The sequence below is a fragment of the Arthrobacter sp. Cza30 genome, assembly GCF_059090765.1.
This window is the reverse complement of the sequence record NZ_JBNHGA010000002.1, coordinates 616,521-630,024: the sequence shown is the minus strand read 5'-3', so window position 1 is coordinate 630,024 and position 13,504 is coordinate 616,521. Positions and strand designations below refer to the sequence as shown.

The following is a 13,504-nucleotide window of genomic DNA, read 5'->3' as shown; positions in this document are numbered from 1 at the left end:
GACCACCGGGGCACCGGCGGCGCAACGGTTTTGCGACGAACGGCCGGGCGCGGGGCAGAATGGGGAGGCCGGCCGTACTTCAGGAACGAGGACATGAGCACCCACCCGCCACACCAGCCCGGCTCACGCCTCTGGCTTTGGGTCCTGATGGCGGCCGCCGTGCTGACCCAGACGTCCCTGAACGTGTCGCGGCCGGTGGTTTCGTACAAGCTGCTGGCCCTGGGCGGCGACGCGGCGGTCATCGGCGTGGTGACCGCCGTTTACGCGGTGCTGCCGGTGGTGGCGGCGCTGTGGCTCGGGCGGGTGAGCGACCGGATTCCCTCGCTCAAGGGCATGGTCGCGTTGGGCGCGGCCCTGCTGGCGGTGGCCACGCTGGGGCTGGCCTTGGCGCAGGGGGTCGCGGTCATCGCGATCTCCATGGCCCTGCTCGGAGTGGGGCACCTGCTGTTCACCATTGCCGGCCAGTCCGCCATCGGGCGGTATGCGCCGCTGAACCAGATGGACAGCGGCTTCGGCTGGTTCACCGCCGCCTTTTCGCTGGGGCAGTTGCTCGGCCCGCTGCTGGCCGGGCTGCTGCTGGGCAGCGAGACCGCGGGAGTGGGGCCGAGCTGGCTCGGCGCCATCGACCTGACCCTGCTGCTGGCGGCCGGCATCGCCGCAGCCGGGGCGCCGGTGATGCTGATCGGCGCGCATCCCGGTGCGGCGGCCCGCCGGTTCCGCCGCGGCAAGAACGACGGCGGTGCGGCGCGGGCACCGCTGGTGAAGGAGCCGGTGCGCCAGATCCTGCGGCGGCCCGGCGTGGCCTGGAACATGCTGGCGTCCATGGCGCTGCTCTCGGTGATCGACATCTTGGTGGCGTTCCTGCCGCTGGTCGGCGAGGAGCTCGGGGTGCCGCCGCTCTGGGTGGGCGTCCTGCTGGCCGTGCGGGCTGGCGCGTCGATCATCTCGCGGGTCCTGCTGCCGTGGCTGGTGCACCGCTGGACCCGGATCCAATTGCTGGTGGTCAGCCTGCTGGGCTCCGGCGCGGCGATCGCGGTGACGCCGTTCGTCCTGGAGCCGTTCTGGGTGGCCGCCGCCGCTCTGTTCGTGGGCGGGTTCCTCTTGGGCCTGGGCCAGCCCTTGACCATGACGCTGATCAGCCACGCCGTCCGGCCGGAGTCCCGGGGGTCGGCGCTGGCGCTGCGGCTGCTGGGCAACCGGGTGGGGCAGGTCGTGCTGCCGCTGGCGGCGGGCCTGGTGGCCGCCCCGCTCGGCCCCGGCGGCGCGATCTGGTTCTCCTGCGCGGTGCTGGGTGCCGCCGCCGCAGCACGGTTGACGGTGCGCCCCGGCGGTGGCGGCGGCGGGCGGCGGCCGGCCGCTTGAAGCCGGCCTGGCGCTCCGGTTCGGCCGCCTGCTCCGGTTGTTGAGTGGAGCAGGGACCCGAAACGGAGCGACGACGGCGATGGCTGAGCACCGCCGTCGTGCGCCGCGTCTTGCGCAGTCCGGAAATCAGACCCCGAGGGTCTCGCGCAGCCGGGCGACGTGGCCCTTGGCGTCCACGTCGTACTCGGCGTGCATGATGGTTCCGTCGGGACCGATCACGAAGGTGCTGCGCAGCGTCCCGGTGAAGACCTTCCCGCCGAAGGTCTTGTCGCCGTAGGAGCCGTACACCTTGGCCACCGCGAAGTCGGGGTCGGAGAGCAGCGGGAACGTCAGGCCCTCGGCGTCGCTGAACGCCTGGATGGCGTCGGGGTCGTCCGGTGAGATGCCGACGACGTCGTAGTTGGCGGCCTGCAGGGAGTTGAGGCTGTCGCGGAAATCGCAGGCCTCGGTGGTGCAGCCGGGAGTGGCGGCCTTGGGGTAGAAGTAGAGCACCACATTCCAGCCGGCGTAGTCGGACAGCGAGACCTTCTTGCCGTCGGCGTCGGAGAGGGTGAACGCGGGGGCGGGCATGCCGGGTTGGAGCTGGGACACGAAGATCCTCTTTCATCGAGACGTACAAGATGCGAAGCTTTGCTACTGGTCCGAGTGTAGTGGGGGGCCCGCGCCGCACCCGTGCGGCGTCGTCAACCATTGCGTGCGGCGGGCATAGCATCGAAGGCGTGAGTAGCGCGGAACAACCCTGGGCGGGCCACCCGAAAGGCAGCCCGGGATACCGCAACATGCTCCTGGCGTTGCTCTTCGGCGGCTTCGCCACGTTCGCCCAGCTGTATTCGGTGCAGGCGGTGCTGCCCGGCATCGCCCGAAGCTTCCAGATCAGCGCGGCCGACGCCGCGCTCAGTCTTTCCGCGGCCACCATCGGCCTGGCCCTGGCCGTCATGCCGTGGTCCGCGGTGGCGGACCGGGCCGGCCGCAAGCGCACCATGACGTGGGCGATCGGCGCCGCCGTGATCCTGGGCCTGGCGCTGCCGCTGGCGCCGAATTTCCCCGCCCTGCTGGCGCTGCGCTTCCTGGAGGGCGCCGCGCTGGGCGGGATCCCCGCCGTCGCACTGGTCTACCTGAACGAGGAGGTGCAGCGACTGCATGCGGCGGTCGCGGCCGGCACCTACGTGGCGGGCACGACCGTGGGCGGCCTGGCCGGCCGTCTCATCGCCGGACCGGTGGCGGAGTGGGCCGATTGGCGCGCCGGCGTGCTGGCGGTCAGCGCCGCCGCCGCGCTGACCGCCGTGCTGTTCGTCCGGCTGGCACCGGCCCCGCGCGGCTTTCGGCCGATGATGCGCGGACAGGGGCCCGGGCTGGGGCAGCGGATCCTGGCCAACCTGCGCTCGGCGCCGCTGCTGGCGCTCTATGCCCAGGGATTCCTGCTCATGGGCGGATTCGTCGCCGTCTACAATTACCTGGGCTTCCGGCTGGAGGCGCCGCCGTTTTCCCTGCCCGCGTCGCTGGCCTCCCTGCTGTTCCTGGCCTACCTGGCCGGCACCGTGAGCTCCCGGGTGGCCGGCGGCCTGACGTCGAGGACCGGCCGGCTGCCCGTGCTGCTGGGCGGGATCCTGGTCAGCATCGCCGGGCTGGCGGTCACCCTCGTCGACTCGCTCCCGTTGATCCTGCTGGGGCTGCTGGTGTTCACGGGCGGATTCTTCGCCGCCCATTCGGTCGCGTCGGGTTGGACGCCGCGGCTGGCGACGGTCGGCGCGGCCCAGGCGTCTGGCCTCTACAACCTCTTCTACTACGCCGGGTCCAGCCTGTTCGGCTGGGCCGGCGGCCTCTTCTTCGGCCGGTTCGGCTGGACCGGCGTCGTCGCGTTTACCGCCGCGCTCGCCGTCGTCGCGGGCACGACGGCGGTGCCCGCCCTGCGTACCCGGGGCGCCGGATAACCGGGAGAACCAGTAAGCCTTGTGGAAGTGCATGCATAATGCATGCACGATGGCTAAACTTGGATCATGACGGTTTCCATCACCATTCGCCACGTACCTGAAGAGGTGAGGGACCGGCTGGCAGAAAGGGCTGCCCGGTCGGGGCGCTCCCTGCAGGAGTACCTGAACGCTGAACTACGTGAACTGGCGACACGTCCCAGTCCAGTGGATTTCGTCCGAGGGCTTGAAGCGGATGTCGAGCTGAAGACGGGTGGCGGGGTTACTGCACAAGAGATCCTCGACGCTTTGAACGCGGATCGTCGGTGACCGCGTCGCAAGGTCTTGTCGTAGACGCGTCGGTCATTGTGTCTGCGTTGATCGGCGCAGCTGAAGAGCAGGCCTGGGCTCGGAAGTGTCTGCAGGTCCAACAGAATCATGCGCCGGAGCTGGTGCTGTTCGAGTGCACGGGTGCTTTGCGTCGAACGGAGCAGGCAGGTCGGGTCAGCAGCGGACAGGCAGCGGCTGCTTTTGGGCATCTGGGACGCTGGCCCGTCCAGCTCTGGCCGTTTGCCCCGTTGGCGGAACGGGCCTGGGAACTGCGGCACTCCGTAAGCCCTTACGATGCGTCCTACGTGGCACTGGCCGAACTGCTCGCGGTTCCCCTGGCGACGCTGGACATCCGACTGTTGAACGCTCCAGGGCCGCGCTGCCGGTTCGTCACGCCGGAATCCGGGCTGCAAGGCGCCTAAGCTGGTGGGCGTGAACCCGGAGAAGACCGCCGAGCTGCGGCAGGGACGGAGCCTGAACCGTCAAATCCTTGCACTCGCCATCCCCGCATTCGGCGCCTTGATCGCCGAGCCGCTGTTCCTGGCGGCCGATTCGGCCATCGTGGGGCACCTCGGCGTGGCGGAACTGGCCGGCATGGGGCTGGCCGCCACCGTGGTGCAGACCGTCGTCGGACTGATGATCTTCCTCGCCTACTCGACCACGCCGGCGGTGGCGCGGCTGCTGGGCGCCGGCCGGATGTCGGATGCGTACGGCGTCGGGCGGGACGGCATCTGGCTGGCGCTGGTCGTCGGCGTGGTGCTGGCCGCCGCCGGCTGGGCTTTCGCCCCGGACCTGACCGCGGCCATGGGGGCCAGCGGGCAAGTGCAGGGGTTCGCGGTGGACTACCTGCGCTGGTCGATGCCCGGCCTGCCGGGCATGCTGATCGTGCTGGCGGCCACCGGGGTGTTGCGCGGGTTGCAGGACACCAAGACCCCGCTGCTGGTCGCCGGCATCGGCTTCCTGGCCAACATCGGCCTGAACTTCCTGCTGGTCTACGGGATGGGGCTCTCGGTGGCCGGGTCCGCCATGGGCACCAGCCTGGTCCAGTGGGCCATGGCGGCGGTCTACCTCGTCATCGTCTACCGCGGAGCTGTGAAGCACAGCGTGCGGCTGCGGCCCACCTGGGTCGGCCTGAAGGCCACCACGCACGTGGGGTCCTGGCTGATGCTGCGGACCTTGAGCATGCGGATCGCGCTGCTCGCGACGGTTTTTGTGGCCACCTCGCAGGGCCCGGTGAGCCTGGCCGGCCACCAGCTGGTGATGACCATGTACAGTTTCCTGGCCTTCGCGCTGGACGCCATCGCGATCGCCGCGCAGGCCCTGATCGGGAAGGAACTCGGGGCCTCGAACAAGGCGCTCGCACACTCGCTGACCCGCCGGATGATCGTCTGGGGCGTGGGATTCGGCGTCGTGACCGGCCTGCTGCTGGCCGCGGTGGCGCCGGTGCTCGGCTGGGTCTTTACCTCCGATCCGGCCGTCCACCAGGCGTTCACGGCCGCGATCTGGCTGCTGGCCCTCAGCCAGCCGATCTGCGGGCTTGTCTTCGTCCTGGACGGCGTGCTGATCGGCGCCGGCGACGCGCGCTACCTGGCGATTGCCGGCGTGGTGAATCTGCTGGCGTACGCGCCGCTGCTGGTGTGGGTGGCCATGGCCGGGCTGACCGGCACGGCGGGCCTGCTCTGGCTGTGGGCCGCCTTCGGGCTCGGCTACACCGCGGCGCGCGCGGTCACGCTCGGCTGGCGGGTCCGCAACGATGCGTGGATGGTCACCGGGGCACACTAGGCTTGAACCGTGACGATCCCGAGTACTACCCAGGCGGCCGTATTCTGGCAGCCGGTCCTGATCCGCGCCCTGGTGGCCGCCGCCTTCGGCGCCACCACCATCTTCTGGCAGGAACCCGACCGCACCGTGATGGCACTGGCCGGCGGGCTGTTCCTGCTGCTCAGCGGCGGGGCGGTCTGGCTGCTGGCCCGCAAGCCGGCCGCTGCTGCCCACCGCCAGTTGCTGCTCCTCCAGGCAGCGGTGCTCGCCGTGGCCGGCATCCTGGCCTGCGCCCTGCAGACGGTGCCGATGTTCACAGTGCTGGCCACCGCGGCGCTGCTGGTCTCGGGCGGGGCCGAGCTGATGCTCTGGTGGAGCAACCGCCCGACCCGCGGCCGCGACGTTCCAGGGAATCCCGCGGCTGCCCCGGCCGCGACCGGTGAGGCCGGGTCCGTCCTGGCCCGCGACTGGCTGATTACCGGTGCCGTGTCCGTGGGCTTCGGCATCGCGCTGCCGTTCTTCGCGCACCTGGGCCCGCATGCGCTGCTGGGGGTGCTGGGCGGGGCGGCGATCATCATCGCCGTCGTCCTGCTGATTGCCGCCCTCAGCCTGCGCCACGACGCCAGGCCGCCCGCGGCCGGCTGAGTCCCGCCCGCAGGTGTGGCCGGCGCCACTGGCGCCTGCGCGGCAACTTCTACGACCGGTAGACTGGATGCAGGCTTTACCCGTCAGCAGGAGGAAATCATCGTGGGCAAGAACGCGTCTGGCCGTCCGGACGAAGGACGGATGTCCGTCAAGGGCCCGCTGATCTTCTCGGCGGTACTGGCCGTGATCGCCGGCGCCCTGACCATGGTCTTCGCCACCGGCGGGTCCGGAAACCTGCTGCGCTGGGACCTCGGCGTGACGGCTGCCGGCATCGCCTTCATCGCCTCGCTGCTGATTGTGGCGGTGCTGACCATGTCCACCAAGGAGAACCCGAGCCACCTCAGCGAGGGCTCCGGGATCCATCGGGTCTCCTCGAAGATCCCCGGCGGCGCGGGCACCGTTCCGGCCCCGGGCACACCGCAGAGCCGGGCCCAGGTGGAAGAACAGCAGGCGGCGGAGGCCGCCGCACATCCCGACCAGGGCACCAACCGCCTTTCCGGCAACGACGACGACGGCGACGCGCGCCGCTGATGCCTGGCGCCGGCCCGGCCGGGCCCGACAAGCAAGGCAACATGACCTCCGGCCAGCCTTCCCCGCACCCGCCCGACCCGGCGCATCCCGGCGAGGCCGCGGCGACCGGCGGCGGACAACCGCCCGAGGCCAAGAGCACGGTGGCCGCGGAGCTGTGGTACCGGAAGGACCCCCTGCTCTTCGGCGAGGAACTCCAGGCGCGGTTGGCGGAGGAATTCCCCGGCGCCTCCTTTTCCGACGGCGTAGCCCTGCTGCCGCATGCCGCGCACTCCTTCGACATCAACGGTGCCTCCGGCGTGAAAACCATCCGGCTGAGCACCGGCGTGGCCGTTCCCCGCGGGCCGCTGTCGGCGGCCGAGGCGCTGGCGGCAACACCCGCGGACCAGAGCTGGTCCTGGCCCGACGCCGAGCAGCAGGTTCCCGGCTGCACCCACCGCATCCTGGTGACGGAGGTGGTGGCCAGCGGGTTCGAACCCAAGCCGCGGGTCGAGTCCTTCCAGCGGGTGCTGCGCCTGCTGGCCGCCGAGACGCGGCCCGCGGCGGTCCGCTGGCTGCACAACTCGCACTGGCGGGACCCCCGGGAGCTTGAGGCGGCCCACCCGCTGGCGGGCCCGGTGAACATGCGGTTCTTCCTGGTCAGCAACGACGAGGGCGCCATGGTGGTGGACAGCCTGGGCATGTACCAGCTGGGCCTGCCGGACGTGCAGGTGCACTTCCGCGACAAGGACCCGAACCAGATGGTGGAACTGGCCTTTAACGTGGCCGCCTACCTCTACGAACACGGGCCCGTCATCGAATCCAACAGCCGGCTGAACGGTCCGGACGGCCTGGCCTTCACCGCCAGCTGGGAAGACTCGCTGCTGCCGCCGCTGCGGACGGTCATCGACCTCGATCCCGGCCCGCCCTACTCCGCCGGCAGCCGCTAGGGCCGTTCTCCGGTCAACCGTTGGCAGCCGACTTGCGCGCCCGGTAGGCGGCCACGTGCGTGCGGTTGGCGCAGTTGCCGGTATCGCAAAAGCGCTTCGACCGGTTCTTCGACAGGTCCACCAGCACCGCGGTGCAGTCGTCCGCGGCGCAGGTCCGCAGCCGGTCCAGCTGCTTCTCGCGGATCACGTCCACCAGCGCCATCGCCGCCTCCACGGCCATGCGCACCTCCAGCGGCGCGTCCGGGCTGGTGGCATGCAGGTGGTAGTCCCACTGGTCGTGCTTGACCAGCTGCGGGATGGCACCGGCGTCGGCCAGGATCGTATTGACGACGACGACGGCGCGGTCCTCCGTCGCGGTCCACACCTCCTTGAGCACGGGGCGCAGGGCGCGGACCGCCTCCAGCTCCGCCGTCGTATGCCTGCGCGAGCCGGTGAAGCCGAAGTCCGCCACGAGGGCATCGAGATCCGCCACGCTGGCGAGGGTGTCCGGGGAGACCTCGGCCGTATTGATCAGCCGGGCGGCGTCCACCAGCGAGTGCTCGGTGTCATGAGCAAAGACCACATTGACTCCTGAACAGCGGCGGCGATATTGTCAGGAGTATACCGCTCATGACTCCTGACAGACCCGTTCTGCGCCGGGAGCGAACCCGCACTTCCCCTAGGATCCGTCATGGCCTCCACCGCCGCCGAACAGCGTACCCAGACAGCCCCGCCGCACCCGCGCTCCGCCGTCGCCGGCGTCGGCATCGCCCTGGCCTCCTCGGCGATCTTCGGACTCTCGGGGCCCTTTGCCAAGTCGCTGCTCGAGGCCGGCTGGACGCCGGGCTCCGCGGTGGCGGTGCGCATGGTGGCCGCGGCGCTGGTGTTGTCACTGCCCGCCGCGTTCATGCTGCGCGGCCGGTGGGGCCAACTGCGGCAAAACTGGAAGACCATCGGGCTGTTCGGGCTGATCGGCGTGGCCGGCTGCCAGCTTTTCTACTTCAATGCGGTTGCCAGCCTCTCCGTGGGGGTGGCGCTGCTGTTGGAGTTCCTGGCGCCCGTGCTGATTGTGCTGTGGCTCTGGCTGACCAGCCGCCGGCTGCCGCGGCCGGCGACCATCGCCGGTACCGTGCTGGCGGTGGCCGGCCTCATGCTCGTCCTCGACGTCTTTGGGCCGGTCAAGCTGGACGTTGCCGGCGTGCTGTGGGGGCTCGGTGCCGCCGTCTGCCTGGTGGTCTACTTCTTCATCACCGCCAAGCAAAACGACTCGCTGCCGCCGCTGGTGCTGGCCGCCGGCGGCCTGCTGGTGGGCGGTGCAACCATCGTCGTGCTGGGCGCGGTGCAGATTGTTCCGATGGCCTTCAGCACGGCCGGCGTGGAGCTGGCAGGCTGGCAGACCCAGTGGTGGGTGCCGCTGGTCGGACTGGTGCTGCTGTCCACCGTGCTGTCCTATGTCACCGGCATCATGGCCGCCCGGGCGCTCGGCACCAAGGTGGCTTCCTTCGTCTCGCTGACCGAGGTGCTCTTCGCCGTCATCTGGGCCTGGCTGCTGTTGGGCGAACTACCCGCGGCCATCCAGCTGGTCGGCGGCGCACTGATCGTGGCGGGCGTGGTGCTGGTCCGGGCGGACGAGCTGCGCGGCCCCAGGCTTTCGGAGAAGCGGAATTTCGTCGGCGCGAAGACGCCAGACGGCCAGCGCTAAGCCGCCGGTTTGTTGAGGGTGCGGGACGAAGGCGTCAACGCGACGAGCTGGCCGGTGTGTAGGGGGTGTCGGGGTCGACTTCGACAGCGTAGGAGGTGATGGTGCGGATCTGGCCGCCGGCGAATTCGTAGATGTCGCATGAGGAGACAGCCGTGACGCCGTCGTTGTCTTCGTACCTGCCAATGGCGTCGACTGCGATGCAATCGCCCTCGCCGGTGGATACAAACCGGAGCCACGTCGTGGTGGTGTCCTCGATCTCTGCGGCCGTTGCTCGGCAGGCGTCGATCACGGCACTGCGCCCCTCCAGCCTCCCCTCGCCCACAAGGTTCCACACCACGTCGTCGGCGAGGTGTTCGATCGCCTCCTCGAAGCGGTGGCCGGAGAATGCGCGGGCCGAATCCTCGTTGCTCATCGGAGTTCTCCTTGATCGCCCTGTGGACCGCAGGTGTTGCGGCTCGAGGCCTCCGGGTCCTCCCGTCAGGCGTGTCAACAGGAATACACGCAGCCAAGCGCCAGTCTAGGACGGGCCGGGCGGGCGGGAAAGACTACTGGGCCGGTCCCGACGCCCAACGGCGGAGCACCCCGGTTCAGATGGGTACCGCCGGTGTTGACGCCGCTCCCGGGATGACCGCGGCGTGCGCGCCAGAGCCTCGAGGGGTCAGCGGACGATCTTGAAGTTGAAGTGGGGCGTGCCGAGCGCGCCCCAAAGGCGGAGCCAGGCGGGCAGGAGCATCTCGGCGCCGCGGGCGGTAGTGATGTCACCGAGGTCGATGACATCCTGATGGCCGAAGTCCTTCAGGAGTTCGGTGACCGTGATCTTGGCATCGGCGTCGTTGCCGGACACGAAGACCGTTCCGGGGTCGGAGAGCAGTCCGGGGCGGGCCTGGAGATCGGCGGTGAGCGTGTTGAGGGACTTCACGACGCGCGCCGCCGGGAAGGCGCGCTGAATCTGCTCGCCGAGGGAATCAGTGTCCTTGACGAAGAGGCTCGGGGGCATCCCGGTGCTGGGGTCCAAGGGATTGGCGATGTCGAGGATGACTTTGCCGGCGAGGTTGTCGGCCCCCGCCTGGGCCAGCACGTCCAGGGAGGCGCTGCCGGTGGTTGCGTTGATGATCAGGTCGGCGCCGGCTGCGGCGTCGGCGAAGCGGGTGACTCCGATGCCGGGGTTCGCGGCGGCCCAGACAGGAAAGGGCGGGGTGCCCATGGCATCTGTCGTGGTCCTGGACAGGGTAGCTTCCGGATCGCGGGTTCCGATCGTGACGGTGTGCCCGAGCTCGGCGAGGCGCGCCGCGATGGTTTGGCCGACCCTGCCGGTCCCGAGGACTGCTGTTTTCATGATGGTCTCCTGTCCGGCTCGGGTTACCCCGGTCGAGTGTGACTCCCTCACCACTTACTGTGCTCCTTCCGCCGGAGGCAGGCCAGTGGTCGAGGAAGCCGCAGTGTTCCCCGCCTGAGAACGAGGCGGGGGCAGCAGTTGCGCGTGGGAAAGTGTGCGGCCCCGCCGTCGTGCCCGGCCGGGGTGGTGCGATGCCGCGGCGGGGGAGCAAACTGGTACCAGCCAGCACCCACGATCCGAACCGGAGGCCCGCCATGTGCCGGAACATCCGCCAGCTCCACAACTTCGAACCCGCCGCCACGAATGCCGAAATCGAGGCCGCGGCGCTACAGTACGTGCGCAAGGTCAGCGGCAGCAACAAGCCGTCGAAGGCGAACGAGGAAGCATTCAACCGGGCCGTGCACGAGATTGCGCACATCACCGCCCACCTGCTAGACGACCTGGTGACCGCGGCGCCGCCGAAGAACCGTGAGGAAGAAGCCGCAAAGGCCCGGGCACGCGCCGCCGTCCGCTACGGGGCCAGCGTTTAGGCCAGGCGCCGGGAACACGGGCCCGCCGGAGGCTGGCGAGCCGCCCGGCGGGTAGTCGCCCCCGCCCGCTACCGTCCGAAGCGGCGCAGGCGCAGGGAGTTGGCCACCACCAGCACGGAGCTGGCGGCCATCGCGGCCCCGGCGATCATCGGGTTGAGCAGCCCTAGCACCGCCACCGGGATCCCGAGCGTGTTGTAGGCGAAGGCCCAGAACAAATTCGACTTGATGGTGGAGAGCGTCCGGCGGCTGAGCTCGATGGACTGCACCACCTGGCCGAGGTCGCTGCCCATCACGGTCAGGTCCGCGGCCTCGATCGCCACGTCGGTGCCGGCGCCCATGGCGATGCCCAGGTCGGCCTGGGCCAGCGCGGCGGCGTCGTTCACGCCGTCGCCCACCATCGCCACCGTCTTGCCCTCGTCCTGCAGCCGCTTGATCGCGGCCACCTTCTCCTCGGGGAGCACGTCGGCGAAGACGTCCCCGGCGGCGATGCCGACTTCGGCGGCCACCTCGGCGGCCACCGCTGCGTTGTCGCCGGTGAGCAGGATGGGGTGCAGCCCCAGGTCCTTGAACCGTGCGATGGCGGCCGCCGAGTTCTCCTTCACGGTGTCCTGGAGGCTGACGATCCCGGCGACGGTGCCGTCGACGGCGACCCAGACCGCCGTGGACCCGGCCTGCTGCTGCTCCAGCAGGGCACGGCGGTGGGTGTCGGTGAGGGCGATACCGTTCTCGTCCATCCAGTTGTTGCGGCCGACGACGACGGTGCTGGCGCGTCCGTCGCGTCCGGTCACGGTGCCGCGGACTCCGCCGCCCGCCGTGCTGTGGAAATCGGAGAGGGCGGGCAGCGCATCCTTGCCGGCCGTCGGGCCGGCTGTCGCGCCGGCCGGCGTGGCGGTGCGTGCCGCGACCTTGCGGGCCGCTTCAACGATGGCCAGGGCGATCGGGTGCTCGGAGCCGGCCTCGACCGCGCCGGCCAGCAGCAGGACCTCGTCTTCGCCGCGGTCCGCCAGGGCCAACACGCCCTCCACCGCCTGCCGCCCGGTGGTCACGGTGCCGGTCTTGTCCAGCACGATGGTGTCCACATGCCGGGTGTCCTCGAGGATCTGCGGCCCCTTGATCAGGATGCCCAGCTGGGAAGCCCGGCCGGTGCCGGTGAGCAGTGCGGTCGGCGTGGCTAGCCCGAGCGCACAGGGGCAGGCAATCACCAGCACGGTGACGGCCGCGGTGAACGCCGCCTGCAGGTCGCCGGCGAAGACCATCCAGAGGGCGAAAGTGACAACGGCGATGACCAGCACGATGGGGACGAAGACGGAGCTGATCCGGTCGGCCAGCCGGGCAATCGGGGCCTTGCCCGCCTGCGCCTGGCTGACCAGGCGGCCCATCTGCGCCAGCGTGGTGTCGGAGCCGACCCGGGTGGCGCGGACCAGCAGCCGGCCGGAGGTGTTGATGGTGGCACCGGTGACGGTGTCGTCCACATCCACTTCCACCGGCACGGATTCGCCGGTGAGCAGGGAGGTGTCGACGGCGGAGTGCCCGTCCACCACGTAGCCGTCGGTGGGGATCTTTTCGCCCGGCCGGACCACCATCATGTCGCCCGGCAGCAGGTCGGCGGCGGGTACCTTTACCTCGGCGCCCTCCCGCAGCACGGTAGCGTCCTTCGCGCCCAGGTTGAGCAGGGACTTCAGGGCGTCGCCGGCCCGCTGCTTGGCGTTGGCTTCCAGATAGCGGCCCAGCAGCAGGAACGTGACCACGACGACGGCCACCTCGAAGTACAAGGCGTGCTCGGTCATGTCGCCGTGCACGTGTTCGGTCATCATCGGGTCCATGACCAGCTGCCAGGCGGAGAAGAAGAAGGCCGCCAGCACGCCGAGGGACACCAGTGTGTCCATCGTGGAGGCGAGATGTCGGGCGTTGATCGCCGCGGCGCGGTGGAACGGCCAGGCCGCCCAGAACACCACCGGGATGCTGAGCGCGAAGGCGACCCAGCCCCAGTGCGGGAACTGCGCGCCGGGGATCATCGAAATGATGAAGATCGGCAAGGTCAGGACCGCGGCCGTCCAGAGGCGCGGACGCAGCTGGCCGGCGGTGCCGCCGTGGGCCATGTGGTCCTCACCCTCCACATGATCGGCGTGCCCGTGGCCCGTATCCCCATGCCGTGGGGCGGGCGCGGAGCGCGGCTGCGGTTTCACCCGGGCCTTGTAGCCGGTGGCATTCACCGTGTCCACCAACTGCTGGTTGGTGACGCCGTCCGGGACGAGCACGACGGCGGACTCCAGGGGCAGATTGACACTGGCCTGGACGCCTTCGATCTTGCCGAGCTTGCGTTCCACCCGGTTCACGCAGGAGGCGCACGTCATGCCCTCGATCGCCAGCTCGACAGTTCTGGTCGGGTTCGGCTCGGCTACGGGATCCATGGTGCCGGGATGGGAGGCCATTGGTTGGTTGTCTCGATTCTGCGTGGGACGGTGCGGGGCAGCACGTCTGCCGGGGATGAAAGG

15 protein-coding genes are annotated in these 13,504 nt (G+C 70.2%); 10 read left to right on the top strand and 5 right to left on the bottom strand.

Annotated elements, in window-relative coordinates:
* Positions 1-93: 93 nt before the first annotated feature.
* Positions 94-1,362 (top strand): MFS transporter, encoded by a 1,269-nt coding sequence (locus AC5RVZ_RS08230; protein ID WP_494065266.1) that lies wholly within the window; start codon positions 94-96, stop codon positions 1,360-1,362.
* A 126-nt stretch (positions 1,363-1,488) separates the two neighbouring features.
* On the opposite strand, the gene bcp is transcribed toward AC5RVZ_RS08230, so the two are convergent.
* Entirely contained in the window at positions 1,489-1,953 is a 465-nt protein-coding gene (gene bcp / locus AC5RVZ_RS08225) for a thioredoxin-dependent thiol peroxidase (RefSeq protein WP_494065265.1), read from the bottom strand.
* Positions 1,954-2,141: 188 nt separating this feature from the next.
* On the opposite strand from bcp, the gene AC5RVZ_RS08220 reads away from it, so the two are divergent.
* From AC5RVZ_RS08220 to AC5RVZ_RS08190, 7 genes are all read left to right on the top strand, one after another.
* The gene (locus tag AC5RVZ_RS08220) at positions 2,142-3,293 is read left to right on the top strand and encodes an MFS transporter (protein WP_494065513.1); all 1,152 of its coding nucleotides are present in this window, start codon (positions 2,142-2,144) and stop codon (positions 3,291-3,293) included.
* A 66-nt stretch (positions 3,294-3,359) separates the two neighbouring features.
* Positions 3,360-3,599 carry a FitA-like ribbon-helix-helix domain-containing protein gene (locus AC5RVZ_RS08215; RefSeq protein ID WP_494065264.1) on the top strand — a complete coding sequence of 80 codons (240 nt, stop codon included), beginning with the start codon at positions 3,360-3,362 and terminating at the stop codon, positions 3,597-3,599.
* Positions 3,596-4,021 (top strand): type II toxin-antitoxin system VapC family toxin, encoded by a 426-nt coding sequence (locus AC5RVZ_RS08210; protein ID WP_494065263.1) that lies wholly within the window; start codon positions 3,596-3,598, stop codon positions 4,019-4,021. The genes AC5RVZ_RS08215 and AC5RVZ_RS08210 overlap by 4 nt, the downstream gene beginning before the upstream one ends.
* Positions 4,022-4,025: 4 nt before the next feature.
* On the top strand, positions 4,026-5,381 hold the full coding sequence (locus AC5RVZ_RS08205; protein WP_494065262.1) for an MATE family efflux transporter: 1,356 nt from the start codon (positions 4,026-4,028) through the stop codon (positions 5,379-5,381).
* 9 nt (positions 5,382-5,390) lie between these two features.
* Complete coding sequence (locus tag AC5RVZ_RS08200) at positions 5,391-6,005, top strand: hypothetical protein (RefSeq protein WP_494065261.1); 615 nt, start codon at positions 5,391-5,393, stop codon at positions 6,003-6,005.
* Positions 6,006-6,107: 102 nt separating this feature from the next.
* Positions 6,108-6,536, top strand: a complete 429-nt coding sequence (locus tag AC5RVZ_RS08195; RefSeq protein ID WP_494065260.1) for a hypothetical protein — start codon at positions 6,108-6,110, stop codon at positions 6,534-6,536.
* 41 nt (positions 6,537-6,577) lie between these two features.
* Complete coding sequence (locus AC5RVZ_RS08190) at positions 6,578-7,462, top strand: DUF4261 domain-containing protein (RefSeq protein WP_494065259.1); 885 nt, start codon at positions 6,578-6,580, stop codon at positions 7,460-7,462.
* 13 nt (positions 7,463-7,475) lie between these two features.
* Here AC5RVZ_RS08190 and AC5RVZ_RS08185 read toward each other — a convergent pair whose 3' ends face one another.
* Positions 7,476-8,024: a CGNR zinc finger domain-containing protein gene (locus AC5RVZ_RS08185; protein ID WP_494065258.1), complete on the bottom strand. Its 549-nt coding sequence runs from the start codon at positions 8,022-8,024 to the stop codon at positions 7,476-7,478.
* Positions 8,025-8,132: 108 nt separating this feature from the next.
* Between AC5RVZ_RS08185 and AC5RVZ_RS08180 the strand changes: the two genes are divergently transcribed.
* Positions 8,133-9,143, top strand: a complete 1,011-nt coding sequence (locus AC5RVZ_RS08180; protein ID WP_494065257.1) for an EamA family transporter — start codon at positions 8,133-8,135, stop codon at positions 9,141-9,143.
* A gap of 34 nt (positions 9,144-9,177) precedes the next feature.
* Here AC5RVZ_RS08180 and AC5RVZ_RS08175 read toward each other — a convergent pair whose 3' ends face one another.
* Both AC5RVZ_RS08175 and AC5RVZ_RS08170 read right to left on the bottom strand, forming a co-directional pair.
* Positions 9,178-9,555 (bottom strand): nuclear transport factor 2 family protein, encoded by a 378-nt coding sequence (locus AC5RVZ_RS08175; RefSeq protein WP_494065256.1) that lies wholly within the window; start codon positions 9,553-9,555, stop codon positions 9,178-9,180.
* Between the two features lie 246 nt (positions 9,556-9,801).
* Positions 9,802-10,479: an NADPH-dependent F420 reductase gene (locus AC5RVZ_RS08170; protein ID WP_494065255.1), complete on the bottom strand. Its 678-nt coding sequence runs from the start codon at positions 10,477-10,479 to the stop codon at positions 9,802-9,804.
* Between the two features lie 254 nt (positions 10,480-10,733).
* Here AC5RVZ_RS08170 and AC5RVZ_RS08165 point away from each other — a divergent pair, with 254 nt between their 5' ends.
* Entirely contained in the window at positions 10,734-11,009 is a 276-nt protein-coding gene (locus AC5RVZ_RS08165; protein WP_494065254.1) for a DUF2277 domain-containing protein, read from the top strand.
* Between the two features lie 68 nt (positions 11,010-11,077).
* Here the strand turns inward: AC5RVZ_RS08165 and AC5RVZ_RS08160 are convergent, their stop codons facing one another.
* Positions 11,078-13,441, bottom strand: coding sequence for a heavy metal translocating P-type ATPase (locus tag AC5RVZ_RS08160; RefSeq protein ID WP_494065253.1), 2,364 nt, complete (start codon positions 13,439-13,441; stop codon positions 11,078-11,080).
* Positions 13,442-13,504 lie beyond the last annotated feature (63 nt).

Bases quoted from the DNA above. Each gene is read 5' to 3' on its own strand.
- AC5RVZ_RS08160 (WP_494065253.1), bottom strand. From the start codon at position 13,441: ATGGCCTCCCATCCCGGCACCATGGATCCCGTAGCCGAGCCGAACCCG.
- AC5RVZ_RS08170 (WP_494065255.1), bottom strand. From the start codon at position 10,479: ATGAAAACAGCAGTCCTCGGGACCGGCAGGGTCGGCCAAACCATCGCG.
- AC5RVZ_RS08215 (WP_494065264.1), top strand. From the start codon at position 3,360: ATGACGGTTTCCATCACCATTCGCCACGTACCTGAAGAGGTGAGGGAC.
- AC5RVZ_RS08175 (WP_494065256.1), bottom strand. From the start codon at position 9,555: ATGAGCAACGAGGATTCGGCCCGCGCATTCTCCGGCCACCGCTTCGAG.
- AC5RVZ_RS08180 (WP_494065257.1), top strand. From the start codon at position 8,133: ATGGCCTCCACCGCCGCCGAACAGCGTACCCAGACAGCCCCGCCGCAC.
- AC5RVZ_RS08220 (WP_494065513.1), top strand. From the start codon at position 2,142: ATGCTCCTGGCGTTGCTCTTCGGCGGCTTCGCCACGTTCGCCCAGCTG.
- AC5RVZ_RS08165 (WP_494065254.1), top strand. From the start codon at position 10,734: ATGTGCCGGAACATCCGCCAGCTCCACAACTTCGAACCCGCCGCCACG.
- AC5RVZ_RS08230 (WP_494065266.1), top strand. From the start codon at position 94: ATGAGCACCCACCCGCCACACCAGCCCGGCTCACGCCTCTGGCTTTGG.
- AC5RVZ_RS08190 (WP_494065259.1), top strand. From the start codon at position 6,578: ATGACCTCCGGCCAGCCTTCCCCGCACCCGCCCGACCCGGCGCATCCC.